This window comes from Rhodopirellula sp. J20-39 (assembly GCF_057365095.1).
This window is the reverse complement of sequence record NZ_CP195123.1, coordinates 973,530-999,947: the sequence shown is the minus strand read 5'-3', so window position 1 is coordinate 999,947 and position 26,418 is coordinate 973,530. Positions and strand designations below refer to the sequence as shown.

The 26,418-nt window shown below is 54.8% G+C and carries 23 protein-coding genes; 15 read left to right on the top strand and 8 right to left on the bottom strand.

What is annotated here, in order from left to right; translation table 11 throughout:
* Positions 1-46: 46 nt before the first annotated feature.
* Both ACR3ZL_RS03415 and ACR3ZL_RS03410 read left to right on the top strand, forming a co-directional pair.
* Positions 47-937, top strand: a complete 891-nt coding sequence (locus tag ACR3ZL_RS03415) for an alpha/beta fold hydrolase (RefSeq protein ID WP_473653413.1) — start codon at positions 47-49, stop codon at positions 935-937.
* A 5-nt stretch (positions 938-942) separates the two neighbouring features.
* On the top strand, positions 943-1,929 hold the full coding sequence (locus ACR3ZL_RS03410; RefSeq protein WP_473649291.1) for a triphosphoribosyl-dephospho-CoA synthase: 987 nt from the start codon (positions 943-945) through the stop codon (positions 1,927-1,929).
* 33 nt (positions 1,930-1,962) lie between these two features.
* Here the strand turns inward: ACR3ZL_RS03410 and ACR3ZL_RS03405 are convergent, their stop codons facing one another.
* Positions 1,963-3,606 (bottom strand): 3-keto-disaccharide hydrolase, encoded by a 1,644-nt coding sequence (locus ACR3ZL_RS03405; RefSeq protein WP_473649292.1) that lies wholly within the window; start codon positions 3,604-3,606, stop codon positions 1,963-1,965.
* Between the two features lie 200 nt (positions 3,607-3,806).
* On the opposite strand from ACR3ZL_RS03405, the gene ACR3ZL_RS03400 reads away from it, so the two are divergent.
* The 5 genes from ACR3ZL_RS03400 (at position 3,807) to ACR3ZL_RS03380 (ending at position 8,664) form a co-directional block, all read left to right on the top strand.
* On the top strand, positions 3,807-4,385 hold the full coding sequence (locus ACR3ZL_RS03400) for a hypothetical protein (RefSeq protein ID WP_473649293.1): 579 nt from the start codon (positions 3,807-3,809) through the stop codon (positions 4,383-4,385).
* A gap of 116 nt (positions 4,386-4,501) precedes the next feature.
* Positions 4,502-4,819, top strand: coding sequence for a DUF2853 family protein (locus ACR3ZL_RS03395; protein ID WP_473649294.1), 318 nt, complete (start codon positions 4,502-4,504; stop codon positions 4,817-4,819).
* A gap of 274 nt (positions 4,820-5,093) precedes the next feature.
* The gene (locus ACR3ZL_RS03390) at positions 5,094-6,680 is read left to right on the top strand and encodes a sensor histidine kinase (RefSeq protein WP_473649295.1); all 1,587 of its coding nucleotides are present in this window, start codon (positions 5,094-5,096) and stop codon (positions 6,678-6,680) included.
* Positions 6,681-6,754: 74 nt separating this feature from the next.
* On the top strand, positions 6,755-7,303 hold the full coding sequence (locus tag ACR3ZL_RS03385; RefSeq protein ID WP_473649296.1) for a cysteine hydrolase family protein: 549 nt from the start codon (positions 6,755-6,757) through the stop codon (positions 7,301-7,303).
* Between the two features lie 206 nt (positions 7,304-7,509).
* Positions 7,510-8,664 carry a patatin-like phospholipase family protein gene (locus ACR3ZL_RS03380; RefSeq protein ID WP_486173206.1) on the top strand — a complete coding sequence of 385 codons (1,155 nt, stop codon included), beginning with the start codon at positions 7,510-7,512 and terminating at the stop codon, positions 8,662-8,664.
* Between the two features lie 38 nt (positions 8,665-8,702).
* Here ACR3ZL_RS03380 and ACR3ZL_RS03375 read toward each other — a convergent pair whose 3' ends face one another.
* The 4 genes from ACR3ZL_RS03375 to ACR3ZL_RS03360 all read right to left on the bottom strand — a co-directional run bounded on the left by ACR3ZL_RS03375 (position 8,703) and on the right by ACR3ZL_RS03360 (position 12,491).
* Entirely contained in the window at positions 8,703-10,040 is a 1,338-nt protein-coding gene (locus tag ACR3ZL_RS03375) for a TAXI family TRAP transporter solute-binding subunit (RefSeq protein WP_473649297.1), read from the bottom strand.
* 327 nt (positions 10,041-10,367) lie between these two features.
* A complete protein-coding gene (locus ACR3ZL_RS03370; RefSeq protein WP_486173205.1) occupies positions 10,368-10,769 on the bottom strand; it encodes a VOC family protein in 402 nt (133 codons plus the stop codon).
* Positions 10,770-10,824: 55 nt separating this feature from the next.
* Complete coding sequence (gene msrA / locus ACR3ZL_RS03365; RefSeq protein WP_473649299.1) at positions 10,825-11,334, bottom strand: peptide-methionine (S)-S-oxide reductase MsrA; 510 nt, start codon at positions 11,332-11,334, stop codon at positions 10,825-10,827.
* Between the two features lie 173 nt (positions 11,335-11,507).
* Entirely contained in the window at positions 11,508-12,491 is a 984-nt protein-coding gene (locus tag ACR3ZL_RS03360; RefSeq protein ID WP_473649300.1) for an NHL repeat-containing protein, read from the bottom strand.
* A 19-nt stretch (positions 12,492-12,510) separates the two neighbouring features.
* On the opposite strand from ACR3ZL_RS03360, the gene ACR3ZL_RS03355 reads away from it, so the two are divergent.
* The 8 genes from ACR3ZL_RS03355 to ACR3ZL_RS03320 all read left to right on the top strand — a co-directional run bounded on the left by ACR3ZL_RS03355 (position 12,511) and on the right by ACR3ZL_RS03320 (position 22,764).
* Positions 12,511-13,845, top strand: a complete 1,335-nt coding sequence (locus ACR3ZL_RS03355) for an arsenate reductase/protein-tyrosine-phosphatase family protein (protein ID WP_473649301.1) — start codon at positions 12,511-12,513, stop codon at positions 13,843-13,845.
* On the top strand, positions 13,842-14,306 hold the full coding sequence (gene rpiB / locus ACR3ZL_RS03350) for a ribose 5-phosphate isomerase B (RefSeq protein WP_473649302.1): 465 nt from the start codon (positions 13,842-13,844) through the stop codon (positions 14,304-14,306). Before ACR3ZL_RS03355 ends, rpiB begins: the two co-directional genes overlap by 4 nt.
* A gap of 19 nt (positions 14,307-14,325) precedes the next feature.
* Positions 14,326-15,411, top strand: a complete 1,086-nt coding sequence (locus tag ACR3ZL_RS03345) for a DNA polymerase III subunit (RefSeq protein ID WP_486173204.1) — start codon at positions 14,326-14,328, stop codon at positions 15,409-15,411.
* Between the two features lie 2 nt (positions 15,412-15,413).
* Positions 15,414-16,217, top strand: coding sequence for an HAD family hydrolase (locus ACR3ZL_RS03340; RefSeq protein WP_473649304.1), 804 nt, complete (start codon positions 15,414-15,416; stop codon positions 16,215-16,217).
* A 135-nt stretch (positions 16,218-16,352) separates the two neighbouring features.
* Entirely contained in the window at positions 16,353-17,618 is a 1,266-nt protein-coding gene (locus tag ACR3ZL_RS03335) for a glycosyltransferase (RefSeq protein WP_473649305.1), read from the top strand.
* Positions 17,615-19,369 carry a sugar phosphorylase gene (locus ACR3ZL_RS03330; protein ID WP_473649306.1) on the top strand — a complete coding sequence of 585 codons (1,755 nt, stop codon included), beginning with the start codon at positions 17,615-17,617 and terminating at the stop codon, positions 19,367-19,369. Before ACR3ZL_RS03335 ends, ACR3ZL_RS03330 begins: the two co-directional genes overlap by 4 nt.
* A gap of 477 nt (positions 19,370-19,846) precedes the next feature.
* On the top strand, positions 19,847-21,334 hold the full coding sequence (locus ACR3ZL_RS03325; RefSeq protein WP_473649307.1) for a serine/threonine-protein kinase: 1,488 nt from the start codon (positions 19,847-19,849) through the stop codon (positions 21,332-21,334).
* A gap of 476 nt (positions 21,335-21,810) precedes the next feature.
* Positions 21,811-22,764 (top strand): hypothetical protein, encoded by a 954-nt coding sequence (locus ACR3ZL_RS03320; RefSeq protein WP_486173203.1) that lies wholly within the window; start codon positions 21,811-21,813, stop codon positions 22,762-22,764.
* 552 nt (positions 22,765-23,316) lie between these two features.
* Here the strand turns inward: ACR3ZL_RS03320 and ACR3ZL_RS03315 are convergent.
* Genes ACR3ZL_RS03315 through ACR3ZL_RS03305 form a run of 3 tightly spaced genes read right to left on the bottom strand, consistent with a single transcriptional unit; the run spans position 23,317 to position 26,347 of the window.
* Positions 23,317-24,270, bottom strand: coding sequence for a sulfatase (locus ACR3ZL_RS03315; RefSeq protein ID WP_473649309.1), 954 nt, complete (start codon positions 24,268-24,270; stop codon positions 23,317-23,319).
* Complete coding sequence (locus ACR3ZL_RS03310) at positions 24,257-24,907, bottom strand: sulfatase-like hydrolase/transferase (RefSeq protein ID WP_473649310.1); 651 nt, start codon at positions 24,905-24,907, stop codon at positions 24,257-24,259. The genes ACR3ZL_RS03315 and ACR3ZL_RS03310 overlap by 14 nt, the downstream gene beginning before the upstream one ends.
* 3 nt (positions 24,908-24,910) lie before the next feature.
* A complete protein-coding gene (locus ACR3ZL_RS03305; RefSeq protein WP_473649311.1) occupies positions 24,911-26,347 on the bottom strand; it encodes a sulfatase in 1,437 nt (478 codons plus the stop codon).
* Positions 26,348-26,418 lie beyond the last annotated feature (71 nt).

Here is a 26,418-nt window from a genome sequence, read left to right as displayed (position 1 = left end):
CCACGCCAGTTCCGAAAACCGCATTTCCGATTCAAGCGACGATCCCTTGCTGGAAGTTGCCGCAAAACAGTTGCCCTACCAGAGCAAAACGCTGCAGGTGGGGCCTCACCGTTTGCGGTACCTCGACGAGGGTTCGGCCGACGGTGGCCGGCCGACGATCCTGTGCATTCACGGCAACCCGACATGGAGTTTTTATTATCGCAAGGTCGTCGAGCGGTTTTCGCCGCACGCCCGCGTGGTCGCCATCGACCATATCGGTTGCGGGCGCAGCGAGAAACCAAGCAAGGACGATTTCGCGTACACGCTTGCCGCCCATCGTGACAATTTGATCGCCTTAATCGATCATCTCGATTTGAACAACATTGTGTTACTCGCTCACGACTGGGGTGGGGCAATCGGCCTGTCCGCCGCTCACGCCCGGCTGGAAAAACTCGCTGGCGTCGTGCTACTGAACACTGCCGCCTTCCCGCCTCCCTACATGCCACAGCGGATTGCCGCCTGCCGATGGCCAATCGTCGGCACGCCCGCAGTGCGTGGACTGAATCTGTTTGCGAAAGCCGCGATCACTATGGCGATGTCGCGAACGAAGCTATCAAACGATGCCAAGGCGGGACTACTGGCACCGTACGACAGTTGGGAAAACCGTGTTGCGATCGATCGGTTTGTCCGCGACATCCCGCTCCATCCAAGCCACCCGACCCACCAAACGCTCGTCGACTTAGAAGCCGGGCTGAAGGACTTTGCCGACCTGCCGATTCAATTGATCTGGGGCATGAAGGACTGGTGCTTCCGCCCGGAGTGTTTGCGTCGGTTCGAACAAGTTTGGCCCAACGCAAACGTGCTGGAATTGCCAACGACCGGGCACTATGTGCTGGAGGATTCTCCGGAAGAAACATTGGCGGCGATCGAAGCTTTCTTACCAAGCACGTCACGCTAAATCGGATGACGGACGCCTCGACCGACCAAGTCTGGCAGCAGACGATCCGCCCCCTTACAAGCCGCGCCGACTTCATTCGAGCGGCCTGTGTTCTGGAAGCCACCGCACCGAAGGTTGGCAACGTGCATCCCGGTGCCCGCTTTGATGACTTGACGTATGACCATTTTGTACAAGCGGCTGACTGCACGGCCAACGAACTAGCGAACATTCACAACTCGGATCAATTGGGGCCATCGATACTCTCGGCCGTTCGGGCCACTCGAGTCGCCACCCAAACGAATGTGAATCTGGGAATCGTCCTACTGCTCGGTCCACTGATCGCTAGCGAGCCTGTCAGCATCGACCCGAGTCAAACGCCAGTCCTTGATCTCAGTATTTGGCAATCGAAGCTCACACAGGTGCTCAATCGATTGACGCCAGTGCATGGTGGCTGGATCGCCGAAGCGATTGCGTTGGCGGATGCTGGCGGCTTGGATTCACCGGACGTCGCCCAGGAAGATCCGCTAAACCTAAACCAGTTGAACTCACCCCAGTTGGATCCCGAACTCGAAGACTCGGAAACCCCGCCTTCCGTTCCTGACGCCCCCGTTCCTTACGACATCATGACCGCGATGCAGCAAGCATCCGACCGTGATCGCATCGCCAAACAGTACGCGACTAGCTTCTCGGAATTGTTTGAAGTCGTCGTGCCTACGATCCAGACGAGCGTTCGAGATGCCGGCACAATCCTTCCCGGGATCGCCCTCGCTCACGTTCAACTACTTGCCCGATGGGGTGACAGCTTGATCGCTCGCAAGTGCGGCGCGGCCAAGTCGAAAGAGGTTCAAGACCGGGCCGCGGATTGCCTAAGGACTTACTCGCCCGATGCCATCAAGCGTCTCGACGATTTCCTACGCAGTGATGGCAACCGTCTGAACCCCGGCACGACAGCCGATCTGCTTGCCGCAGGGCTGTATGTTTGCTTGCGGTCGCAGCGACGCCAGACCGCTTAACCGCGAAACGTCGACTCAAGTCGCATGCAGCGGCTATTTGACCGACTGCAGGATCTCGATGCTTTTAAAATCGATTTCCATATCTTGGTTGCCATGTAGTTGAAGAGCAATCACGCCAGAATCAGCCAAGTCATCGACAACGCAATCCGCCGCCAAGCAATCGTTCAGGTGAGTGACGATGCGATTGCCTTTGACGTTCACAATCATCGTTTGCCAAGGTGCGTCTTCGATACTCGCTGGTTCTTCAGCGGCGTCCTTATCGGCGGGCTCCAGCTTGCCATTCAAGGAAATTCCTTTGCGGGCCTTTTCCCAACGCTTGCGAACGACATCGCGGCGGTCGGGTGGGAAGTTACTTTCCAGATAGTTCAGCGGCTGCGCAACCCAGCCCTTTCCGCCGGTCTGATACAGGCCACCCACTTGATCCGAGCCATCGATCTCGCACTGCACTCCTCGAATGAATGGATTCGATTTCGTGATGGTACTGCGGACGAACAACCCGCTGTCACCTTTGCGGCATCGGTAGACGACTCGGTAGGTACCGTCCGTGTATCGTTTGTTTGAATACAGCAAGCCGTTAGGCTCATTCGCTTCACTGCTGGCACGACCTTGCAGGATGCCATCCACAACAGCCCATGTACCGCCGCCGACCGATTTGAAACCGGGGATAATTTCGCCGTCCGAAACTTCTTGTTTCGCAATCTCACTATCGAACAAAGGCGTCCATTCATGCCGGCCAAGTTCTTTCACCGTCATGTTACGAAAGCGATACGTCTGGCCTTTTTCACCATGATGCTGGATTCCGATTCGACCTTTCATGTCGACGGGATCAAAGTAGTCGGTTGTTGGCACGTCGTTAACGAAGAACTGCAAGTGATGCCCTACACAACGAATGCGATAGCGGTTCCAGCGGTTGCGGTCAAACGCGTCTTGAGCCTCGGACGCCTTCCAAAGCGGGTTGAGCCATTGACGTCGTCCCTCGTCGTAAAGTCCGCCTGACCAGCGGCGGTCGGTGGGGTCCGCTTCCGCTTGATAACCAAACACTCGGTTTGGCTCGACTTGCCCCCGGGCCATGAAGCCACTGTTGGACATGCCTTCGGGAAGCTTCACTTCGCCTTCAAATTCGTAGTCATGAAATTCCTGCTCGGTCACCAGAAAGAACTTCTTGTCCGCGGTCAGATGAACCTCACCTTCAATAACTTCAACCTTGCCCCATTCATAAGGGTTGGTCCAACCGGCTAGTGACTTGCCGTCAAAAATCAGCCGTGCCTTTTCAGGAGCCTTCGCTTTGCCAGCGTCAGCGGGCGTGCCTGAGGGAGTTTCAACGGCAGCCTTTTCCGCTGCGGTGGTTTCGGCGGCTGGCTTTTCCGAAGCTGGCTTCGCGACGTTTTCCGGTTTGGCATCCGTCGCGGCGGAGCCAGCAGTTTCTGACTGAATCGTGGCGGTCGCCGCATCTGCCGGCGCCGCTGGCTGAGTCGTTGCTGGGGCACCGTCTTCGCCCATTGCGTTGGGAGCAGTCGCTGAAATCGAGCCTCCCAAACAGAGCACAGCCAACACGGTCATCGCCGAAAAACGTCGCCGATCGCGGCAGCGGCTCAGCTCAGATAATGGAACGGCCATAGGCAGCACACGCGGGCAAGCTAAAGCGGTAGGAGCAACACGAGACAACAGTGTATTCATATTTCGCGTAAGGCAGAGAACGGGTCATTCGGTCGGCTATTAGGGTGGCGACGCCGCCGCTTATCACTGAGCACGAAATGGACTGCCGGCGAACCTTTCACCCATCATGTGCACGAGGCTGTAGTATACTCGCAACGGCGATCAATTCCGAACGCCCCTCGCAATCACAGCCGAGATCCAACGCTGATTTGTCATCGTTCATGCCCGCATACTCCCATCTCATTGCCCGCCTAGTCAAAACGGCTGCCATCCATGCGGTTAAAGAACTACAAAAGCCATCCAGTACCAACTCCGAATCGCGGTCTGAACGAACCGACAAAACGTCGAGCCAAGCCTCACACGGATCGCAACCGTCCACCGCGCGTCCACTGCATCACCAGCCTGCCGATCGTCAACCAACAGCAAGAACCGGAGCCACCAGCCGTCACGATCAGCCAAACTACCGCCGCCTAACCGCTGGTGTGCTGGCGGCGTTGCTGTTAACCATCGCGGCGATCGGTGCGATGACGCCCTGGATGGAAAACTGGTTCGGTTCCCAATCGACTCGAGATTTTGCCATCGCCGCCATGACGCGAATCGGCCTGGTCCTTGGCGCGATTTGGTTGGCCTGGGACTCGATGAAGCGTCCCGCAAGATGGTTCCCGCCTGGACTGGCGATGGCCGGTGTCGTCGGCATCATCGTTGTTGCAGCCCAACCCAAATTGATCTTTGCCGTCATTCCTCTGCTCGGTGGATTAGCCGTGCTTAGCTCAGTGCTGAGGGCTTTTCGGGGTCGATAACGTGGGTCTGCATGCACCCCACGCCAAGCTGTATAATCGTCCACTCGATTTTACCTTGGTGCCTCGGGTGGTTCCGTCCTTGGTGCTGTTTTCAAAAACTTGCAAAAGGAAGTTCGATGCCGGATTATCTCGACAACGTTAAGAAGTACGTCGATTCGCCAAACGAAAACGCGATTGAAGCACTCGTCGGTCATCTCGGATTGGCTCTCCAGAGTCGCGACTCAGCAGTCGTCGCAGCAACCGACCCAGAAGAACTAGCAAGTATCAAAAGCGGATATTGTTCCAAGACCCTCGACTTGAATGACGACGAAGCAGACAAGGCACTTGCTTCGGTGTGCGAGATCATGAAGGGCGATCGAGCCAAATGCCGCGTCACTTTCTACTACTTGCTCGCACAAGAAAGCGGGTCTATGGATCGTTTGGCAGCCGAATAGTTTCGGGCCAACATCCCATTGCAACTGTCTTACGCGAGACTGGCTTAATAAGCGGCAGTGCACACGCTTCGCGAGGTCAGCGTTGACTGACCTAAGCGAATTAAATATCGCTGCAATCGATATCAGTTGCCTGATCCGACGCTACCAGCAAGAAAAGGCAACAGATTGTATCGATGGCATCGATTAACAACCACTTGAGTCGTTAAGCGGTCAACGACAACCGATAACAGGGGGGATTGGTCTCTATTGTCGGTTTTCCTCAGGACGCTCATCGATGCAACCCAGGTCCCAAGCTTCGCCGCGTCAGACTGAATTCTCCGGTGCGCGGCCTCACCGCGTTGGTGCAATCACCTCGCCGGGATTCCGTTCCAAAACCTTGGCGACCACCCAAGCCAACAGTGTTGCGCAGCGAGTCGACCAACTTGACGAGCGGGCACAAACGGTATCGCCATCCGCGACCACCCAATCAGCCTCGCCTCCCGCGATCCAGTCCGAAGTCGAAACGGCGGTCCGGCTGATCAGTGAAACCGCTCACGACTTACGTTCACCGTTGGCGAGCGTGGTGGCAACCCTGGAAATTGTCAGCGATGGTGAACTGGGGGTGGTTTCTGACGTTCAGGCCGATTGCCTGAAAGCTGCCCTGCGGCAATGCGAGTACCTCAACACACTCGTGGGCGAAATGCTGCACGCCGATGGCTTACTGCACGGCATGACCCGACTGCGACGCCGCTCGGTCACCTGCGAATCAGTGCAACGAATGGTTATCGACGCGACTTCCGCGGTCCTGGCCAGCAAACGGATCGAATTGCTCTTCGACGAAAGTGGACTGCGCAACCAGATTCTCTATGTCGATCCGGCGCTGCTGTGCAGATTGCTGGTGAATCTAATCGTCAATTCGTATCGAGCCAGTGCTGAAGGCAGTCACATTTTGGTCCGGATTTGGGATGATCCGGATGTCGGAGTTGCCCGCTGGTCGGTTAGCGATTGCGGAGCGGGCATGTCGGCTAGCCAAATCAAGGCACTCAGCAATCTAGGGCAACAACGTGTGTGCGATGGCGCCAACGGCACCGGACTGGGCCTGATGATCTGTCGCCAATTGGCGACGTTACAATTTTCCTGTCTCAATATTCAGTCACGCCAAGGCAGCGGAACCGACATCACTTTCGAAACCCCCTTGGCCCAGCCGACCGCGATCGCGACGGCATACGCTCACTTCCGCAGTCGCATTGCTCATCCGGAGTCCATCACGGATTCGGGTTCCCAAACTGCCCCCATTCGTCGTCCTGAATCCGCAACTTGGAATTCGGCAGCGTTGGGCTACGCGGGCGCAGGTCCAAGCCGACTCACTCAGGTGGCGATTGGCACCCTGCACATTGGCGATGACCTTTCCGCCGAGCAATCCGACGCAATTGACACGCTGATCCAGAGTCGACTGGGACGATTTGAGCTGAGCTACCGTTCCACTCGCAGTGGGTGGATTTGGGTTTTTGATGCCGACCACGACAGTCTCGAAAATCGAATCGCACAACTCGACAACATCATCCGAAACCAGTTCGGTCCGCTGGACGTCCGCTGGGGCGAAACCTCGATCGTGCCCGTCAACAATCGCACTTTGCAACGAACCTTGGTTGATCGCATCACCAAGCAGTCCCTCGCCGCGGCAACCGCGGCGGCGGGTGCGAGTGTGGATCACGATGAAGTTCGCCTTGGAACCCAACCGCTGTCGGATTCTCCGGTGGCGTCGATGCGTCTCGACCAGCAATTGCAAAGTCTCTCGTCACGGCTGAGAAGACAATCCAACCAACTGCAAGGAAACGCCCATTCTCTACGCCCACCGACAAGTATTCCTACGGCTCAATAGGTACAGTGACCTCTTCTCGGGTTGCTGTGGCGGATCTCGCAACCCAAACCAAAATTCTAAATTGGAGAATGGACATGGGTCGGGCATTGTTGGTCATTGATGTGCAACGCGAATATTTCGATGGCGCGTTACCTATTTCCTATCCGGTAGGTCACTTGGAAAAGATCCTTCAGGTAATGGACGAGGCGGCCAAGGCCGACGTGCCTACCGCCGTGGTTCGACATCATCAGGCTGATCCTGAATCACCCATCTTCCGACTGAACTCGGATATGTGGCAACTCCACAAGGAAGTCGAAGACCGCCCGCGAGACCTTTTGATCGACAAGCAACTGCCCGGAACGTTCACCGGCACCGATCTGGACAAGTGGCTCAAATCCATTGAAGCCGATACGGTTTGCGTCGCGGGCTACATGACCCACATGTGCTGTGACACAACGGCACGGCAAGCATTCCATCGGGGCTACAAAGTGGAATTCTTGAATGATGCGACGGGGACACTCGACGTGCAAAACGAGGCTGGATCGGCCAAAGCGGAAGAACTACAGAACTCGATTCTGGTTGCCCAGCAAATGTTCATCAGCGAAGTGATTGGCACCGATGATTGGCTAACGCGGATCAGGTAGCCGGACGAAGGGCTGCAGCACGCGATGCGTAGTGAATTGCGCGGTGAATATTGTTTCACGATTGATATGGATCTATCACCGACTGCGACACTACAAGAACGACTCGGTTGACGCCGACGATCTCGGTCGAGTTTTCGAGTTTCACTTGACCTCGCACGTTGTTGGCCGAGTCCAATCCCAGTTTCACGCTAGCATCGCATTGGTTCATGCAGATCGCACTTGCATTTTCAGGCGGCGGAGTCCGCGCCACGGTGTTTCACCTGGGCGTGCTCGCTCGATTGGCCCGCCAGAACCTGCTGGGTAATGTCAAGATTGTGTCGAGCGTGTCAGGCGGCAGCCTAGCTGCAGGCCTCGTTTTTGCAGCCGGTGGCTATCGATGGCCTGGTAGCGAAGAATACCTCCGTGAAATTGTGCCACGGTGCCAGTCCTTGCTAACCAAGCGGAACGTGCAGTCAACGTACGTCATGAAATCGCTACTACTGCCGTGGCGACTCGCTTCGGGCCGTGCCAGCGTATTGGGTGACGCGATCGAACGTGACTGGGGCATCCAGGGTTCGCTTGCCGATCTTCCCATCTCACCCCGCTGGATCATCAATGCGACCTGCTACCAAACGGGTAAAAACTGGCGATTTCAACGCGACTTGATGGGCGATTATCAAACCAAATACATCACCGATCCCGACTTTCGTTTGTCGCAAGCCTTGGCCGCATCCGCAGCGGTCCCAGGACTGATTGGACCGCTGCTGCTTCGGTCTCGTCACTACCGCTGGAGCGAGCATCACAACGACCAATGGCAATCCATTTCACCCAAGTACAAACGACTGCATTTGTGGGATGGCGGTGTGTACGACAACTTAGGTGTGGAATCCCTGTTCAAACCCGGTGAAGGGTTACGAGACGGAACCGACTTTTTAATCGTGTGTGACGCATCGCGTGCCCTATCAAGCGAAGCAAGACAATCCCGCTGGCGTCCCGGTTACTTGAAAGCGTCGATGCGATTGGTCGATGTCGCCACTGATCAAGTCCGCAGCTTACGAGCCCGGATGCTGATGGAATATTTCAAACAGAATCCCGGTACCGGCGCCTATTTGCGACTAGGACGCTCGACCAAGAAGGCATACTCTCGTCAGCCCAGTCTTGGCAAACCGGAGCTAACTGATCGCGAGGTCAGCTTTGTTTCCCGAATGGAAACCACCTTGCGCCGGCTGTCCCATCACGAGTTCAGCTTGCTATTCCGCCACGGTTACGAAGTTGCCGACGCAACACTGTCCACCTATGCCAAGGACGCCTTAGCCGGCATACCAAAGCCTCGCGTCACTGAGCCTCGCGTCGCAACAGAAACCGTAGCCGAAGCGGCCTAGTTTCAGTGGCAGAATCAGTTGCGACAACGCCCCAACTTTTAGTGCCCCAATTCCGATAGTGTTTCTTGGCGTTGTCGAATTTGCGTATCACAAAATTCGACCATGTGCTGAAGAATGACATAAGAGTGGTCGGCGTCGAGTCGCTCGTCAATCAACTCATCGCAAGCAGCCGCGTCGATGCGTTTTAGTTCTGATTTCATGGCAACAAGCTCTGCCAAATCAGTGACCCCATCAATTCGCTGCACCAGATCTTGAACGCGACGGTAATAGGTGTCGACGTGATTCTTGCGACTTTGTGCGTACCAGCGATGCAGGCTATGCAGTGCACTGGCCACCAGCAACAGCACCGTGATGATCAGCCCGATCGCCTCCGCATTCTCGGCCAGAAAGCCAGGTTCGTTGCGACGAAAATAGGATTCCGCCCCCGGATGCAGTGGATACTGCAGCGACGCCTGAGCGAAGCTTTCATCTAACTGACTTAGCAACGTGAGCTCTCGTCCCAGTACGGCCCGTTGAGCAAAGAGCGTTTCTACAAACCATTTCGCGTCAGCATCGGGCAAATCAGCACGACACACCAAAACCGCCTGCACTCCCACCGATGCAATCGGCTCGCTGGGCAATCCCGAGTACGACATCATCGGGATCTCGACGAATGAAGCGAACGGATAGTGAACCTGAAAGCCGTCGATCAACTTCGCCGGCTGGACGAGTTGCGTGGGATCGCCCACCGCATGAATTTGAATGGAGACCAGCTCGACGTTACCGTTTTGCAACACCTGGTCAATCGCTTCGGCACCGATACCCACCAACAAGAATGCAGCATCGATTTCCTCTCCGCGCAGCCCACGAGCGGACTCTTCAAAAGAGAGATACTGCACGTTGTCTGGATTGATTTGAATCCGTGCGAATTGCAAAAGCTCGTTGGTAAGCTGCGCCGTGCCGCTATCCTTGGCACCCAGGCTCACTCGTTTACCGACAAGATCATTCAAACAGCGAATTTTGCTTTCTTTGCGACATACCAGATGCAGGACTTCGGGATACAAAGCAGCTAGACTCCGCAGACGGCTGCCACCGACGGAGTCGTTTTGAACGATTGCCAGATCCGCGACGCCCGTTTCCAGCCGCGATATGTTTTCCTGACTTCCTGAACTTGTTTGCAGCTCAATCTCGACGCCAGAATTGGACTGCTGCAACGCCTCGCAAACACGTCCGGCAACCCGATGGTAGATCCCGACTTCCGATCCGGTTGCGACAGTGAGCTTTTGTGAACCATCGGACCACAAGAAAATCGACGCAGCACAAGCAGCAAGCCCCGCCAGAAGTATCAACAGAACGCGTGTCCAACGCAGAGACTCCGGCAATTGACGCTCGTTCATGATTGATTCCCAGACTGGATCGGTTGTGCAGCCAGTCTTTTGCATTCAACGATGGACTCAGCGAACGGCATCGCGACTAGGACAGCTAAGTTTGATTAGCAGAATCCGTCGAACGGCGAAATGCGATCGTGAAACAATCCGGATGCGTGCGATCTCATCCGCTACACTCCAACCCACGACGCAATGGGGCGGATGAACCTAGTGCTTCATCCATATTCAACTTTGGGGTGTAGTGGGCGAGGCGACGAGCCCGTCTGGTTGGTGAGTGGATGGGATTCGTCGCCTCATCCACTACGATCAACCCCAAAATGAAATGTAGCCGAAGCACTAGTCTGGCGTTCCCACTGGCGAGCAAATTTCAACCAGATAGCCGTTATTGTCTCGCACGTAACTGACCGTTTGCCCCCATGGTTTTTGGGTAGGCGTGCTAATCGAAACGGCGCCCGCAAGGACCGCTTTATCGAACGCGGTCTCAACATCATCACTGACCAAGGCGATCTCAACACTAGGCGCGTCGCTGGACGGTGTGGTTCGGCGGTAGGCGAAACCATGCGAGTCAGCTAACGTTTCCGATGCGAAGGCAAGCACGGTATCGCCAGTCTCCATCTCGGCATAATCCCCTTCCTCTCCACCATGACGAAACCGGCACGTCATGCCGAATGCGCTCTCGTAAAACGCAACCGCATCCGCGACTTTGGGGACGTACAGAATGATGTAGCCGAGTTTCATAACTTTGATGACGTCAATGGAGCCGGATGACAATGGAGCTAGATGATTTCGATGACTAGCTTTTCTGCTCATCACGAACTGGCAGTACCCAGTGGTGACGAACGTAGTGACAGGTGTAACCATTGGGAACCCGTTCCAAATAGTCCTGGTGTTCTGGTTCGGCTTCCCAAAAGTCGCCAACCGGTTCCACTTCGGTGACCACCTTCCCCGGCCAGATTTCTGCTGCGTTGACGTCTTCAATCGTCTGCATCGCAATCTCTTTCTGGTCTTCGCTCGTGTAATAGATCGCCGAGCGATAAGACGTCCCACGATCGTTGCCCTGTCGGTTGGGCGTGGTGGGGTCGTGAATCTGAAAGAAAAACTCGAGCAAACGCCGATAGCTGGTCACTTCGGGGTCATAGGAAATTTCAATCGCCTCGGCATGGGTACCGTGGTTGCGATAGGTGGCATTGGGCACATCGCCCCCGGTGTAGCCCACACGTGTAGCGATGACGCCGGGCTGCTTTCGTATCAAGTCCTGCATGCCCCAAAAGCAACCGCCAGCAAGTACAGCTCGTTCACTCATTTTACTTTCTCCGTTTTAATTGCCGGTACATCTTTGATTGCCCACGCACCGCTTTATCGCGGAAGTGTTGGCGATCGTGTTTATTGAGATCGTGTATGGCTTCCCACGCAACGAAACTGGTGCCTCAGTAACTCGTGCCTCAGTATAGGGGGGCGGCGAGTAGGGGCGGCGTTCTAAAACGCTGCCAACCGTTGAACGCGGTGGTTATTGCTATCCAACACGTGAACCCGCTGACGTGAATCGATCACCACGCCCCACGGTTGATAAAGTTGACCGGGTGCGTGGCCCGGACTTCCCCACTGCGACAATAACTTCCCCTCAGGGGTGAACCGTTGCAAGCGCTGGTTGCCGTACTCACAAACGATAACGCTGCCGTCCTGATCGATGGCTAAATCGTACGGATAGTGCAACTGACCAGGACCATCTCCCTCGATCCCCCACAAATCGACCAGTTTCGGTGTGGTGTGATTCAGATCATATCGAGCGATACGGTGGTTGCATGCATCAGCGACCCACAACGTTGACTGATCCACAACAAGGCTTTGCGGACGCAAAAATTGGCCAGGCTGCGAACCGGTCCCGCCCCACTGGGCAATGAACTCGCCGCTGCGATCAAATTTCTGAATTCGATCCGATGCACCGTACTCGCCGATGTAGTGGTTACCGTCGGAATCGATCACCGCGTCAGTGACAAAGGCGAATTGTCCGGGTTGGAAACCGCTTTCGCCACCAATTTGCTGCTCGGGCTGAAGTTGCCCGTCAGGACTGTAAACGAGCATGCGGTAATAGTGGGTATCGGCAACCAACAATCGCGACGATTGCGGGTTTGTGTTGTCAAATGCGAGTCCGGTGGGTCGACCGTTAGCGGTATCCAACGTTTTCCAGGTTCGCAAATGATTGCCATCAGCATCAAACACCTGGATCCGACCGGTCGTGTCCACAATGTACAGTTGGTCCAATGGATCGATCGTAATCGCCCGGGGTTTTAAAAACCGACCGTCGGTGAATCCTCGTCGTCCCCAAACCAGGTCCACATCACTCGGTCCTGTCGTGGCAACACACCCTTTTGACACTGACAACGCGAGGCCACCGGACAACGCTTGTAGGGCGGCCCGTCGGCTCAATCGAAGATTGCGTACTGGATCATGGATTCGCATCCCCTTAGGATAGCGATGAATGATCTACGACCTACAGCAAACCGACGACCCGCGAGACATTGTGCATCGCAGCGTGCAAACGCTGGTCGAGGGGGGTGTTATCGGTCTGCCCAGCGAGACGGTTTATGGCGTCGTCGCCAGTGCCTTATGCGTTGACGCGGTAAAACAGCTTGTCGAGATCATTTCGGGTGGCAATTCCCCCGACAATTTGCAGTGGGGCCAGATCGCTTTGTGCGTCCGCAGCAGCGAATCAGCAGGCGATTTCATTCTGCCTCAAACTCTTTTGGCTCGCCGATTAACGGAGAGATGCTTTCCAGGTCCGCTCACCTTGGTCAGCGATTGCTCCGGTGAAGGCTCGGCGATGTCCATGTTGCCGCAAGAAGTGCAACAATTCCTGCGAAAACCGACCGAACAAGCTGGCAGGGTAGGGAAATTAGGAAGCGAGGCAGCCTTCCGAGTTTCCAAGCATCGATTGCTTAGCCACATTCACCGTTATCTCTCGGCACCCTTAATTTGGGGGGAATTCGCTACGGAATCTGGATCGTCCAGCTCCAGCGGGCCAATTGATCGGGGTGCGACTACAATCACTGCCCTAACTGAACAAATCAACAGATCCGCACCGGCAGCTAATTTGCCACTGCTGCTCGACGACGGCGTGAGTCGTTATGGTGGAGTAGGCACGGTTGTTCGAGCGGCGGGCAATACGTGGCAGATTCTGCGAGAAGGTGTGATTCAACGAGCAGCCATGAACCAGTTCGTCAAACCTGTCATTGCGATTGTTTGTACCGGCAACACCTGTCGCAGTCCGATGGCGGAAACTTTGTTGCGTGACTTGTTACACAAGAAATTCGGACGCGAAGACGTAGTTCGCGTGATTTCCGCCGGTGTTGCGGCGGGCCGTGGCAGTGGTGCCGCTCCTCAATCGGTCGAGGTCATGGGACGTTTAGGCTTGGATCTGACGGGACACTGCAGCCAACCGTTGGACGATCCTTTGATGTCGATGTCCGATCTGGTACTGACGATGACCCGTCGACACCGAGACGCCATTTTGGCCGCTTGGCCGGATCGGAAGGATCGCGTTTTCACGCTTCGCCGCGACGGTGGGGACATTAGCGATCCAGTCGGCATGCCCGTGGAAATTTACGAACAATGTGCCCAGCAAATGCGTGGAGAGCTGGAACAGTGGATCGAAGCATTAGATGACGACTTTTTCCCAAACACGTCTGACAATGCGGCATTAGAACGTCATAATGCTGGCGAAGCCCCCAGTCTTGCGGATGATGACTCAACTTCGCAAAACGATCCGGATGGGGACGATACAGATGACCCGCATCATCACGGAGACCTCACTTGAAAGTCGGTATTGCCAGCGATCATCGTGGTATTCATATCAAGGCACGTTTGTGCCAATGTTTGACCCATGAAGGATTTGAAGTCGTCGACGAAGGCACTGATTCGGCCGATGCGGTGGACTACCCCGACTATGCCAAGAAGGTCGCTCGCAAAATCGCTGCTGGCGAACTCGATCGAGGCATCCTGATTTGTGGTACAGGGATTGGTATGTCGATCGTCGCCAACAAATTCCCTGGCGTCCGAGCAGCTCCCTGCTATGACGAAGTGATGGTCGAAATGTCGCGGCGTCATAACGACATTAATGTGCTTTGCTTGCCTGGCGATTTAATCGGCGAACGTTCGATCGACGAGATGGTGTTGATGTGGCTGCGAACGGAATTTGAATCTGGCCGGCATACCACTCGCGTCGACAAAATCACGGCGGTCGAGTTGGAAGTGATGACGTCGAAGCAATCGACCTAGCAAAGCACGAGTCTTTTCGTTGGCAAAATCATCCTCCCCTCCTCCACCTGCGTTCCCGGCAACCTGGGATCAATTGGTCGGTCACGACTGGATCCAAACCGCGCTGAAGATAGCGATCGGGAAAGGCCGATTGGGCGGCAGCTTGTTGTTTGTCGGTTCACCAGGAATCGGCAAAACAGCAACCGCGATGCTGGTGGCGCAAACCGTCTTATGCCCCAAGAACCAATCGTCGGACATGAACCCGTGCGGGACGTGTCACGATTGTGTTCAAGTACGTGCGGGTACCCATCCCGATTTGATTCAGGTCAGCAAGCCGGCCGACCGAACATTGATTCCGCTGGAAGCTCTGATCGGCCCTGTGGACGCCCGACTGCAAGAAGGCTTCTGCCACGATGTTCACCTGCGTCCGATGCAAGGTGCTCGCAAAGTTGCCATTTTGCATGACGCCGACTTTTTAAACGAAGAAGGCGCGAACTGTCTGCTGAAGACACTGGAGGAACCGCCCTCCAACGCTTTGATCATCTTGATCGGCACCAGCGAGCAGAAACAGCTTCCGACGATTCGTTCGCGATGCCAAACGATGCGTTTCGTCAGCCCGACTGGTGAACACGGCCGGACATTGTTACGCCAGCATCTGGCTCGCTTTAACGAAGACGTCGACGATCCGCCAACCTACAGTGATGCAACGCTCGACGACGCTCTAGAACTTTCCGCTGGTGACTTGCATGTCGCAACACGGTTGGCCAGCGGGCAAAGTGGCGAGCTTCGCAAGAAGTTGTTGGCCCAACTCTCCGCCTCCGTACCGGATCCGGTGGTGGTCGCACGCTGCATCAACGAACACCTCGATAGCGTCAGCAAAAAAGAGGCTCCCCTGCGTCGTGCGGCGATGCGTGATTTGTGTGCGATCGCGGTTCAACATTATCGCGGCGTGCTTCGGAGTTCCGCCCAGCAGGGATACTTTGACGAAGCAACGCGAAATCGGCTCGATCGAACCCTGCGTGTTTTTAGAGAAATTGATCGCAGCGCGAACATGAACACACTGGTGGACTGTTACGCGACCGACCTGACGCTTGCCACAACCGGCGATCGTGGCGGGATTGGATAGTCATGTCTGCACTCGCACCCGTTGTCCAAAATCGTCAGCCGCTTGAACCCATCGCGACATCGGTTACACCGCAACTGAAAACACTGCCGGACGTTCAAGCGGTCATTATTGACATCTATGGCACGCTCGTAATCAGCGGCAGTGGCGAGGTTGGCACCGCGGATTGCGCCGACAATGACAATCAAGCTATCCGCCAGCGAATCGAACAGGTCAACTCGGCTCGCTTGAGCGAGTCCAACCCTCGCCCGGAAGTGGAACTGCTGGATATTTGGCAAGATGTGCTGATCCAGTCCGGCCGAACGGAAACGGCCAGCGATCCACATTCGATCGCGAAACTGATGGCGGAGCTTGAAGCGAAGAATAATCCAACCTGGCCGATGCCGGGGGCCAAATCTGCCCTGGATGAAATCTCTCGTTCGGGCCGAAAGCTAGGCATCGTCAGCAACGCTCAGGCCTACACGATCCCGATTGTCGAAGATCTGATCGGTGGCCCGCTGGAAACAAAATTTGAGTTGGACCTTTGCCATTTTTCCAACCGCTACCTGGCGTCCAAGCCGGGAACGCTGATGTTTGACTGCCTCGTCGCCTCGCTCGATCGCATCGGGCTGCGTCCTAATCAGGCGGTTTATGTTGGCAACGACATGCTAAATGATGTTTACGCCGCAAATAATGCAGGCCTACAAACGGCTTTGTTCGCGGCTGACTCCCGTAGTTTGCGTTTACGGGAAGATCACACAGCATGCGAAAACTTATTCCCAGATGTGGTACTCACCGCCTGGGATCAGCTAGTACAGTGTTTTGAGTAGTCAGGAACAAGCAACCAGCATTTCACGCGTTAAGAGCCAGCCAACATTACGGGCCAGCCTGTGACGTCGACTAACAACGCTGGTGGCTTGTGCCACGTCGAACGACGACTTTCACCTTGAGGAATGGCAACCGCGATGGGCGTTCAAATCGGTTTTGTGGGAACGCGATTCGCCGGGACCGATGGTGTCTCGCTCGAGAGTGCCAAATGGGCCAAGGTGCTATGGGACCATCGGCATGTCAGCCACTGGTACAGCGGCAAGAGCGACCGCGATCCATCAGTATCGATGGTTGTGCCACACGCCTTCTTTGACCATCCCGATATCCAGTGGATCAATCGACGTGCCTTCGGTACGCGAACTCGAACGCCTGACGTGACTCAGCGAATCTACACACTGGCTGATTATCTCAAAGGCACCCTTTACGAATTCACACGGCGTTTTGATCTGGACCTGTTGATCGTTCAAAACGCTTTGTGCATTCCGATGAACCTTCCGCTCGGTGTAGCGTTGACCAACTTCATCGCCGAAACGGGGTTCCCCACGATCGCTCACCATCACGATTTCTATTGGGAACGAGATCGATTCAGTGTCAGTGCGGTCACCGACATGTTGTGGATGGCTTTCCCACCGGCACTGCCGCAAATCCAAAACGTGACGATTAATTCGTTCGCCCAAGAAGACCTTTCGCATCGCCGCGGCGTCTCGTCGATGCTGGTGCCCAACGTCCTTGACTTTGAAACCCCGCCACCCGAGGCGGATGAGTATGCAAGGCATTTCCGCAAAGACATTGGTCTAGAAGAAAACGACATCCTGTTCTTGCAACCAACCCGTGTCGTACCACGCAAAGGCATCGAACACGCAATCGCATTGGTCGCGGCACTCAAGGACGATCGCTGCAAATTGGTGATTTCGCACGCCAGTGGTGACGAGGGCGATGAGTACCTACAAGTCCTGAAAGATCTAGCCGAAGCGAGCGGTGTAGACTTGCGTTTAGTCGACGAACAGGTTGGCGACAAACGCGGCAAAGACGCCAAAGGAAATCGCATCTACACATTGGCGGACGCTTACTCACAAGCCGACTTCATTACCTATCCCAGTATCTATGAAGGGTTCGGCAATGCATTGTTGGAAGCGTTCTATTACCGCAAACCGTTATTGGTGAATCGCTATTCGATCTACGTCGCCGACATTGAACCCAAGGGAGCCAGGGTTATTTCAATGGACGGCTATTTGACCAAGGACGTTGTCTCCAAGGTCGAACGAATCATTCACGACAAGGCCTTTCGTGACGAAATGGTTGACTTCAATTATGAAATCGGCCGCGCGTTTTTCTCCTACGGCGTGTTGCGGCGAAAACTGCGATCGCTGGTCACCCACTTCACCGGACAGGATAACTTGTGAGCCAGTACCTCGACGAGAAAGCGGAATTACAACAAACACGTGAGCGAATTGCAGACGTTTACGGAAGCGTTCCCGACCTTCTCGCCGATGGACTAGAGCGACTGATCGAACGTTGTCGCGAAACAACAACCGATAAAGGCCAAGACAACGCCCCCTCCAGTGCTTCGCATGGCAAACCACTCTGGGATCACAACGATGTTGTGTTGATTACCTACGCGGATCAAGTTCGCGACGAAAACACGGCCCCACTGAATGCACAGCATGACTTTCTAGTTCGGCATGAACTCGACAAACGCATTCGCTGCGTCCACCTGCTGCCGTTTTGCCCTTCGACTAGCGACGATGGTTTTTCGGTCGCAGATTATCTAGCCGTCGATCCGGCGTATGGAACCTGGGATGATATCCAAAGCCTAGGTGAAGACTTTGACTTGATGTACGACCTGGTCCTCAACCACTCTTCCCAGAAACACGAGTGGTTTCAAAAGTTCTTGGCCGGCGACGATGAATACGCCGACTTTTACTGCACCGCCGACCCGACCACGGACCTGTCTTCAGTCATCCGGCCACGCAGCCTGCCGCTACTGACACGTTTTGATGGGGAATCAGGCGAGCTAAGTGTTTGGACCACGTTCAGTGCCGATCAAGTGGATCTGAACTACTCCAATCCCGAGGTCATGTTGCGTATGATCGAAACGTTGGTTGAGTATGCACTCCGCGGTGCTCGCATCATTCGGTTGGATGCGATCGCTTTTTTGTGGAAGGAAATTGGCACCACCTGTTTACATCTTCCGCAAACCCATGCCGCCGTCCGGTTGATGCGGCATGTACTGGATCAAGCCGTTCCCGGCACGATCATTCTGACTGAAACCAACGTGCCTCACGCTGAAAACATCAGCTACTTTGGCAACGGTGATGACGAAGCCCAGATGGTCTACCAGTTCAGTCTGCCACCGCTTTTGCTGGATGCGATCCATAGTGGCGACAGCGGCGTCCTGGCGGACTGGATGCGTTCATTGAATCTTCCATCAGACCAAACCACCTATTTCAACTTTACCGCTTCACATGACGGAATCGGCGTTCGACCGGCCGAAGGCCTCGTGCCGCCTGAGCGAATCAATGCACTTGCTGAACTGGTACTCGACCGTGGCGGCAAGGTCGGCATGCGTGCCAACGGCGACGGCACCGAGAGTCCCTACGAACTGAACATCACCTATCTGGATGCGGTCGCGGATCGCCGATCAGTCTCGCCAGCGGAACACTCCCGGCGTTTTCTGGCGACTCAAGCCGTGATGTTGTCGATGCGTGGCATCCCCGCGATCTACTTCCATTCTTTAGTGGGTTCTCCAAGCGATATCGAGGGCATGGAATCGTCTGGCATTCCACGGCGCATTAACCGCCACAAATACACGACCGATGAATTGGAAGCGGCACTTCAACCCGCTGACTCACTGCAACGACGTGTCTTTGAAGGCTACCAACGTTTGCTCGATGTGCGTCGTGAACAGGTGGCGTTTGATCCCATTGCAACCCAAGACGTCTTAGATCTACCTCGTGATGGCTTGGTTGGATTCGTTCGGCGACATCCGGACGGCCCCACCTTGACGATGATCGCCAACCTAAGCGACCAACCTCGTTCCGTAGGCCCGGAACAGGTGGGAATCGCCTACCAGCAAGACGTCCTAGCGGAAGAACAACTCGATCCCACTGAGAACCTGAACCTCCGTCCGTTCCAAGTACGCTGGCTGGTCTAACACACCGCACATCTTGCCCACCGCACATCCCGCTTATCAGCATCGCACATCGGCAAGGCACAGGTTCGCTCGGAAGTGGTACCACGGGCGATTTCTTGGTCACTCCGCTTGTTGCACGGATGAGTCAAAGCACGGCGACGCAAAGATAGAGTGTGGCTCTGATACATCTCCGTTGATCACTTGCGTCGTCTACAACTCCGCACAGCTTCCCCGGGAGTGACCTGGAACGATTGCTTTTGATCGCCGTGAATCTCTGAGCGGTCGCTTTCTTCAGGAATGTTTTGCATTGCAAAGACTGAAGGATGTGTTCAATATGCTAGTCATGCAATTCGCGGTGGGACGAGGTGAAAGAGACGGCGACCACTGGGTAGCGATATTGAGATCCGTCTCGACGAGCGCACCCGGTCAACGGAACCGGCCATTGATAACTATCTTGCTGCCGAAATGATTCAGCAATGATGACTGCGGGAAGGTATTTTGTCGAAGGATAAACAGGAAGCGGATTTAGACGGCGCGACGCAGCGTTCGCTCGACAGTGGCGAGTTGAAAGCGGAAGCTGCGACGACGGAAGCTTCAGTGGGCAACGATCCGCGAAAGCGTTCCTTTCTGGATACGCCTGCACTCACTGGCGGCTTGCTAGGCAACATCGGCCGGTACCAACTCGTGCGAGAAATCGGCCGTGGAGGCTATGGAATCGTCTTCCTCGCAAATGATTCGGGCCTCAACCGCGAGGTGGCGATCAAGGTCGCTCGGCCGGAGATCACTGACAGCCCCGAGGGTGTGGATCGATTTCTTCGAGAGGCTCGGATCGCCGGAACGCTGCAGCACCCCGGAATCGTTCCCGTCTACGACTGCGGTGTTGACGGGCAACTGCACTATTACGTGATGCCCTATATCGATTCACAGCACCTCGGTAAATGGCTCGATCAACGCGAAGAGCCGGTCGACGAAAAAGTTGCCGCTGAGTTGGTGCGTGACATCGCGTTGGCGATTCACTACGGACACGAACAAGGCATCGTCCACCGAGATATCAAACCTCAGAACATTCTTTTAAGTCAATCTTCGAAGACGCTTTCTCGGTTCGATCCCGTGGTATTGGATTTTGGATTGTGTGGCGTCGAGCAGTCGGCTTCCGTGTCGACTAGCGTGCTCGCGGGCACACCGAACTTCATGTCACCCGAGCAAGCCATGTTCGGACGAAAAAAGATCAGCAAACAATCCGACATTTATTCACTCGGTGCAGTTCTGTATCGAATTTTGACCGGCGACACACCACATCCGGCAACGACGCTTCCTGAAGCGATCTTAATGCTGCACAACGCGCCGGTCCGGCCTCCACGTGGACTACGGTCGGATCTTTCCGAGAATCTCGAAACGATCTGCATGAAGTGTTTGCGGAAGGAGCCAGAACGCCGATACGATTCGGCGAAAGAGCTTGCGGACGATCTGGACCGGTTTCTCGAAGGGAAGACATTATCGGCCAAGCCGGAAAGCCACTGGGAACGGATGCAATTCTCGTTGCGGTACCGTGACTGGGAGCCGCGGTTAGGGTGGGCGGCGATCGCGATCAGTGTCGGCAGTTTCGTTTGGGCGTTCGTTGGAGCCTTGTTGATTGTTGTGCGTGACGGCAACAATCCTTTGGTGGTCGAGCACATGCCGGCGCTGCTGATGTTTGAAACGTTGGTCGTTTTACCGGTCCACAGTTACGTGGTGTATCAAGGGTGGCTGATGGTGAGACGTACGAAGAAGTATGTCCAGTTGGCGGCCTCAACGCTTGTCTGCACGGCGTGGGCTTTGTTCCATTGGAACGGTTTGTTTCAAGGAAGCACGAGCCTGAAGATCTACGAGGGGCAGGAGTATGCCCACTTGATGGTGTTCTTGCTGATCTCGGCTGCGTTTACGGTAATCAGCGTGGTTTTCGCCATCGGTTGGTGGCTCGCTCGCAGTCGGTCTCTCGCCGAATGAGAAACGACTTCCACGGCTGCGAAGGAAGGTGGGGCGAACAAAGGTTCCCGGTACCTGTGGGCCAGGTTCGCGCCCCCGAACTGACGAAGGCCCGCAATGTCTCGGCGAACCGCGTTACCGACGTCGAGTAATGCGGCCGGTGCTTCGACCGTTCGAGAACAGTGGGGTCGCTAATTGGTGTACCGGAAGACTGGTCAGTAGATTGCGTAGCGTTCAACGATGTTTAGTGTAGAGCGATTGTCTTAATTGCTTGGGGTTTGCACGCAGCAGTGTGTACCAAACGATCAAGGACAATTGTTTTACTCTGATAGATGGAATGGTTGGCGCATTCATGGGGGTTAGCTTTCACGTCAATAATCTTATAGGTTTGCCAGCCTGTTGAGTGTGGTTCATCGCAGGCTGATATCGCTAGGATGCGGGACCCGCTTTTATATTTAATGCACATCCGTGGCGGTTATAAAATGTTAAGTTTTCTTGTGTCTAAGTTTACTGTTCTCACGTCCGGATTGAGGCGACTTGCTTGCGAAAGGACATGTCTGATTTTCGGTGGTTTGATCACGTCCATCGCTATTGCTGGAATGGCTCCGGCCGGTGATTACGGCGACCTCACGGCCCAGCAACAAGCCGATCTGTCTCGTTTCTTGGGGTGGGTTTGGGCCGACGGCAAACCATTGAATACCGATCAAGTAACCGGAATTCGCTCGGAGGTGCGTCATGCAAAATACAAAGCTGTCGTTGAACGACTATCGGCCATTCCCGATCTTGGCATGCAATTAGGGAACACGGATGGCGAACCCGATAAACAGAAGATCAAAGCTCCTTGGAACTTTTGGAACAATTCGCTGCCAGGGGGAAACCCTGGAGATCCACAGCTCCTGCGAGACGCGATTCGCAATCCTAATTTCTTAGCCGGAGTGATCGAGGGAGAGGGGGGTAGGAGCAAAAAGGGCCAGCTCTACTACATCGACGATCATTTCCATGGACCGGCTCGCCAAGACAAACTTTATGGTCTGGCTCACTTTGGACCCGAAAGAATCCTGCAGCTTTTCGGACTGCTTGGCGAAACCTACGGTTTCACACGCACCAGCCTGCGAATTGGCGGAGAGAACCCATCTTCACCAATCTACACCTACGCCCAAATTGATGAAGCTCGCGCAGATCTGCATCGGCGATTCGTCGCCGCAAAAGCCCATAATGAGGCAGTGAATCAGGAAAGAGGGAGCGACTATCAAAAGTTAATTCCCACCCATCTCTTTGTTCATTCGGACGACTGGGACACGCTGCGAAGCTACGGATTTTTCTTCGCGGGACGGATCCCGAGCTCTCCAACCGGAACGCCGCATCGCAGCGTGGCGGATAACATGTTTCCTGCCAGCGATTTGCCGTTGGCGAAAGGTACCATGAGCTTCTTTGGACGAGCGAAAAATTAGGGCATCCAAAAACGCATTTAGAAAACCGTTTTATGGTTTTGTTAGCGGCACGGAGCTGGCCGCTGGTTGATCTACTAGCCCGCTTTGCTAGAGCGTTTTCGAAAAGTGTGCAGCCGGTGTCTCCACACTCCAGTGCTCTGAATTCTGTCGAATCCAGCTACAAAAACCAATCACGTAACGACCCAAAGTAGGCCGGATGAAGGAGGCTTTGCGACGCCCATCCGGCGGTCGTGTGATTGCCGGAACGTCGCTGCGTTTGGTCCGGCTTACGAACCACAAACTGAATTCTGGCGAACCCAGATACCGGGATTGGGCACGTCAAATTTCAAAATATGCTAGTAGGGGATTGTTTTGGGGCGTTCTCGTTTTCCGGTGGTGCGGTACGTTGCAGCGACCACCGGCTACCCTCTTAAGTCCCTGTCGGGATATAAATTCGAGTGCACGAAACAGAAATGAAAATGAAGGATTACGTGTAAACGCCTAGCATGTAGCATCCCACGACTAGCGCCTTGAGGCTCACGTTTGCTAACACCTTCCAAGCGACGCGATCGTCTAATTGGAGAATTGTCCGCTCTGTGTGGACGCGACATGCGCTAGGTTCATTTCGGCGAGTTGCTCTTCGATATCTTTATAGGAAGGCTTGCCCGAGAGATTGGTTTGCTCGAGCGGATCGGATTGGTAATCGTACAGTTCGGTGAATTGTGGCTTTGGGTTGAGACGCACTCCGCTGCGTTTCTTGTTCATAACGCCTTTGTACCAAGCGATGTATCGATAACGTTCTGTGCGAATCGCGACTCCCCAATGATTGTCATGAGGGAAGATGGTCGCGGCGAATTCGTTTACTGAGTCTCGACGGTTCTGCAAAATCGGAGCGAGACTGTTTCCTTCGATCCCCGGCGGTGATTCCAAGTCGGTCAATTCACACAGCGTCGGAAAGATGTCAATCAGATTGACGGGTGATGGGTTGCTGCCACCACCGGTCAGGTTCGGGCTCACGATGATCAATGGAGTGCGAGTCGATTGCTCGTAATTGGTGTGTTTGCCCCAAAGTTGCTTGTCGCCAAGGTGGAATCCGTGATCACCCCAAAGCACGATGATCGTGTCATCCTGCATCCCCGTCTCTTTCAGCTTCGCGATCAAGCGACCAATCTGAGCGTCGATATAGGACACGCAGGCGAGATAGCCGTGGATGAGTTCTCTTTGGGTGGCCGGTGAGATGGGGCCGGTCGTTGGCACGCCACTGTACGTGCGAGCTTCAACGTATTTGGTTTCGGCGCATTTCGGCGAGTCTTGTGGGTATCGTTGGTAGGCAGCGAGTTCGAGGGTTTCGCGATCGTAGAGGTCCCAGTACTTTTTTGGCGCGACAAACGGAAGGTGCGGTTTGACAAAACCGATCGCCAAAAAGAATGGGTGGTTCGTGTTTTCGAGCGTTTCCAGTTGTTCGATTCCGCGATTGGCGATCGCACCATCTTGGTAGGCGTCGTCGGGAACGTCATAGCATTCCACGGCCGGCCCTCCACCGTGATCGCGTACGTATTGCTGCAGCTTCTTTTCCCTTGCGGCCTAATGCGGAACCTTTCTCTTTCAGCTCTGCAACGAAATCCTTCAAGGCGGGGTTGTGATAGCGACCGCTGACGATTGGTCCACCGACGTTCGCGTTGTAAGGATTGCGTCCGAAGAAATTGGTCCAAGAATCCGCGTCCTGTGGTCCGTTCCAATCGCCTTCCAGGTTGCGTGGGTCGAATACTTTGCCGGTCCCGATGGTCACATAACCATTGTTTTTGAAATGCTGGGGCAGTGTGACCAGGTCAGGAAATCGAGGGCGAAACTTGTATCGTTCCGGGCCCATCCCATAGATGCCGAGCGTGTCGGGATAGTATCCCGTCAGTAGGCTCATCCGAGATGGTCCGCACAGCGCCTGTTGGCAGTGTGCGTTTTGAAAGACCATGCCGGATGAGGCAAGAGCATCGATATTGGGCGAGTGAACGTGTTCATGACCGTAGCAATTCAGCAGCGGTTTCAGGTCGTCCACCGCAATGAACAACACGTTCTTTTGCTTAGCCTGAACTGGATAGCAGGCAAGGACAACAAGCACCATTGGTAGCCATCGTTTCCACGTGGCTGCTTTAAGTGAAGGCATCATGGTCTATCTGTTTATGAGATTTCGATTTGGGGAGTCCGCGTCTGTGACGTTGTCCAGCGCTTTACCGGTAAGCACTTTGGAGGCCTCCGATTTCGGTAGCCACTTTTCGGCAAGGTCACGTTTCATCGGTTCGTATTCCGGATTGCTCGCCAAATTAGTCCATTCATTAGGGTCTCTTGAGTGGTCATAAAGCTCTTCAGAGCCGTCGAAATAGCGGGTGTAACGCCAATTCTTCGTTCGCAATGTGTAGTTGCCGCGTCCCCAAGTGGTCATCGCCGGCCTTTCGATCGGTTTATTGGGATCTTGCAACCACGGCACCAAACTGATGCCGTCGACGTATTCCGGTGGCGCGAGCCCCGCCAAGTCGCACAGTGTTCGATAAACATTGATGAGCCCTACCGGCTCGGAGCATCTTTTCCCGTTACCCTCCTGGCCCCGTGGGTCCCAAATGATAAACGGGACCCTTGTCGATTCTTCCCACAATGAGAATTTGGTGTAGGACCGTTTTTCACCAAGGTGGAATCCATGGTCCGACCAGAGGACCACGATTGTGTTGTCGAGGTACGTGCTTTCTTCGAGCGCGGCCATCACGCGACCGATGTTGTCATCGGTAAAGGAAATGCACGAGAGATAGCCACGCCTGACTTCGTTCCAGCAGTCGTGCTGATCAAAACTGTTGACTACGGATTGAATTGCCATCGACTGACCGACCTTGGGAATGTCTTCCAGATCTGACTGCGCCATCGGCGGTGGTGCGATCTTGTTTGGGAAGCGGTCGTAGTTTTCTTCGGGCGTGATGAATTCGATATGCGGACGAATGAACCCAACGGCCAGGAAGAACGGCTTTTCGTGCTGTTTTTGAAGGAACCCGACCGCATGCGAAGCAGTCCGATAGTCAACAAAATGGTCTAGCGGATTGGTCGCCGGACAAACTCGCAGGTAGCGATTCTTCCTGTTCTTATTGTCAGCCATGAAGCCTTTCCCTTCGGCTCCCTTGATTTTGATGTCACCGAAGGAAGCGTATTCGTCCCACGTTTCCTTCTCTTCGTAGGTGTTATCAGGATTGTGAAACACCTTGGCCACGCCACAGGTGGTGTAGCCGTTCTCTTTGAAGTGACGGGGAAGGTTGGTGTAGCGATCCAGCACTTTGCGATCGACCTTCTTCAGTTTGTAAAACGGATAGAGCCCCGATTTATGAGGCTCAACACCCAGGAGGAGGGCGTTGCGACTGGGAGAGCATCCGGGCGCCGTGCAATGTGCGTTGGTGAACGTCACTCCTTTTGCAGCAAGCCTGTCCATGTGCGGTGTCTGTGCATCGGGGTGACCGCCCAGAAATCCGCACCAGTCGTTCATGTCATCAATGCAGATCATCAAGATGTTGGGGCGTTCTTCTTTGGCGTCTGCGGCGGATGTCGACAATAGGCAGACGGCCAAAGACATGGCGATGGTGTGTTTTGAAATCACTTGGTTTGGTTTCCGAGGATGGTCCGGATAGGTTGGTGGCGTGGACG

Excerpts from the sequence above, each read along its gene's own strand:
- ACR3ZL_RS03410 (WP_473649291.1), top strand. The coding sequence starts at position 943 with ATGACGGACGCCTCGACCGACCAAGTCTGGCAGCAGACGATCCGCCCC.
- ACR3ZL_RS03405 (WP_473649292.1), bottom strand. The coding sequence starts at position 3,606 with ATGAATACACTGTTGTCTCGTGTTGCTCCTACCGCTTTAGCTTGCCCG.
- ACR3ZL_RS03400 (WP_473649293.1), top strand. The coding sequence starts at position 3,807 with ATGCCCGCATACTCCCATCTCATTGCCCGCCTAGTCAAAACGGCTGCC.
- ACR3ZL_RS03395 (WP_473649294.1), top strand. The coding sequence starts at position 4,502 with ATGCCGGATTATCTCGACAACGTTAAGAAGTACGTCGATTCGCCAAAC.
- ACR3ZL_RS03390 (WP_473649295.1), top strand. The coding sequence starts at position 5,094 with ATGCAACCCAGGTCCCAAGCTTCGCCGCGTCAGACTGAATTCTCCGGT.
- ACR3ZL_RS03385 (WP_473649296.1), top strand. The coding sequence starts at position 6,755 with ATGGGTCGGGCATTGTTGGTCATTGATGTGCAACGCGAATATTTCGAT.
- ACR3ZL_RS03380 (WP_486173206.1), top strand. The coding sequence starts at position 7,510 with ATGCAGATCGCACTTGCATTTTCAGGCGGCGGAGTCCGCGCCACGGTG.
- ACR3ZL_RS03375 (WP_473649297.1), bottom strand. The coding sequence starts at position 10,040 with ATGAACGAGCGTCAATTGCCGGAGTCTCTGCGTTGGACACGCGTTCTG.
- ACR3ZL_RS03370 (WP_486173205.1), bottom strand. The coding sequence starts at position 10,769 with ATGAAACTCGGCTACATCATTCTGTACGTCCCCAAAGTCGCGGATGCG.
- msrA (WP_473649299.1), bottom strand. The coding sequence starts at position 11,334 with ATGAGTGAACGAGCTGTACTTGCTGGCGGTTGCTTTTGGGGCATGCAG.
- ACR3ZL_RS03360 (WP_473649300.1), bottom strand. The coding sequence starts at position 12,491 with ATGCGAATCCATGATCCAGTACGCAATCTTCGATTGAGCCGACGGGCC.
- ACR3ZL_RS03355 (WP_473649301.1), top strand. The coding sequence starts at position 12,511 with ATGATCTACGACCTACAGCAAACCGACGACCCGCGAGACATTGTGCAT.
- ACR3ZL_RS03340 (WP_473649304.1), top strand. The coding sequence starts at position 15,414 with ATGTCTGCACTCGCACCCGTTGTCCAAAATCGTCAGCCGCTTGAACCC.
- ACR3ZL_RS03335 (WP_473649305.1), top strand. The coding sequence starts at position 16,353 with ATGGGCGTTCAAATCGGTTTTGTGGGAACGCGATTCGCCGGGACCGAT.
- ACR3ZL_RS03310 (WP_473649310.1), bottom strand. The coding sequence starts at position 24,907 with ATGATGCCTTCACTTAAAGCAGCCACGTGGAAACGATGGCTACCAATG.
- ACR3ZL_RS03305 (WP_473649311.1), bottom strand. The coding sequence starts at position 26,347 with ATGTCTTTGGCCGTCTGCCTATTGTCGACATCCGCCGCAGACGCCAAA.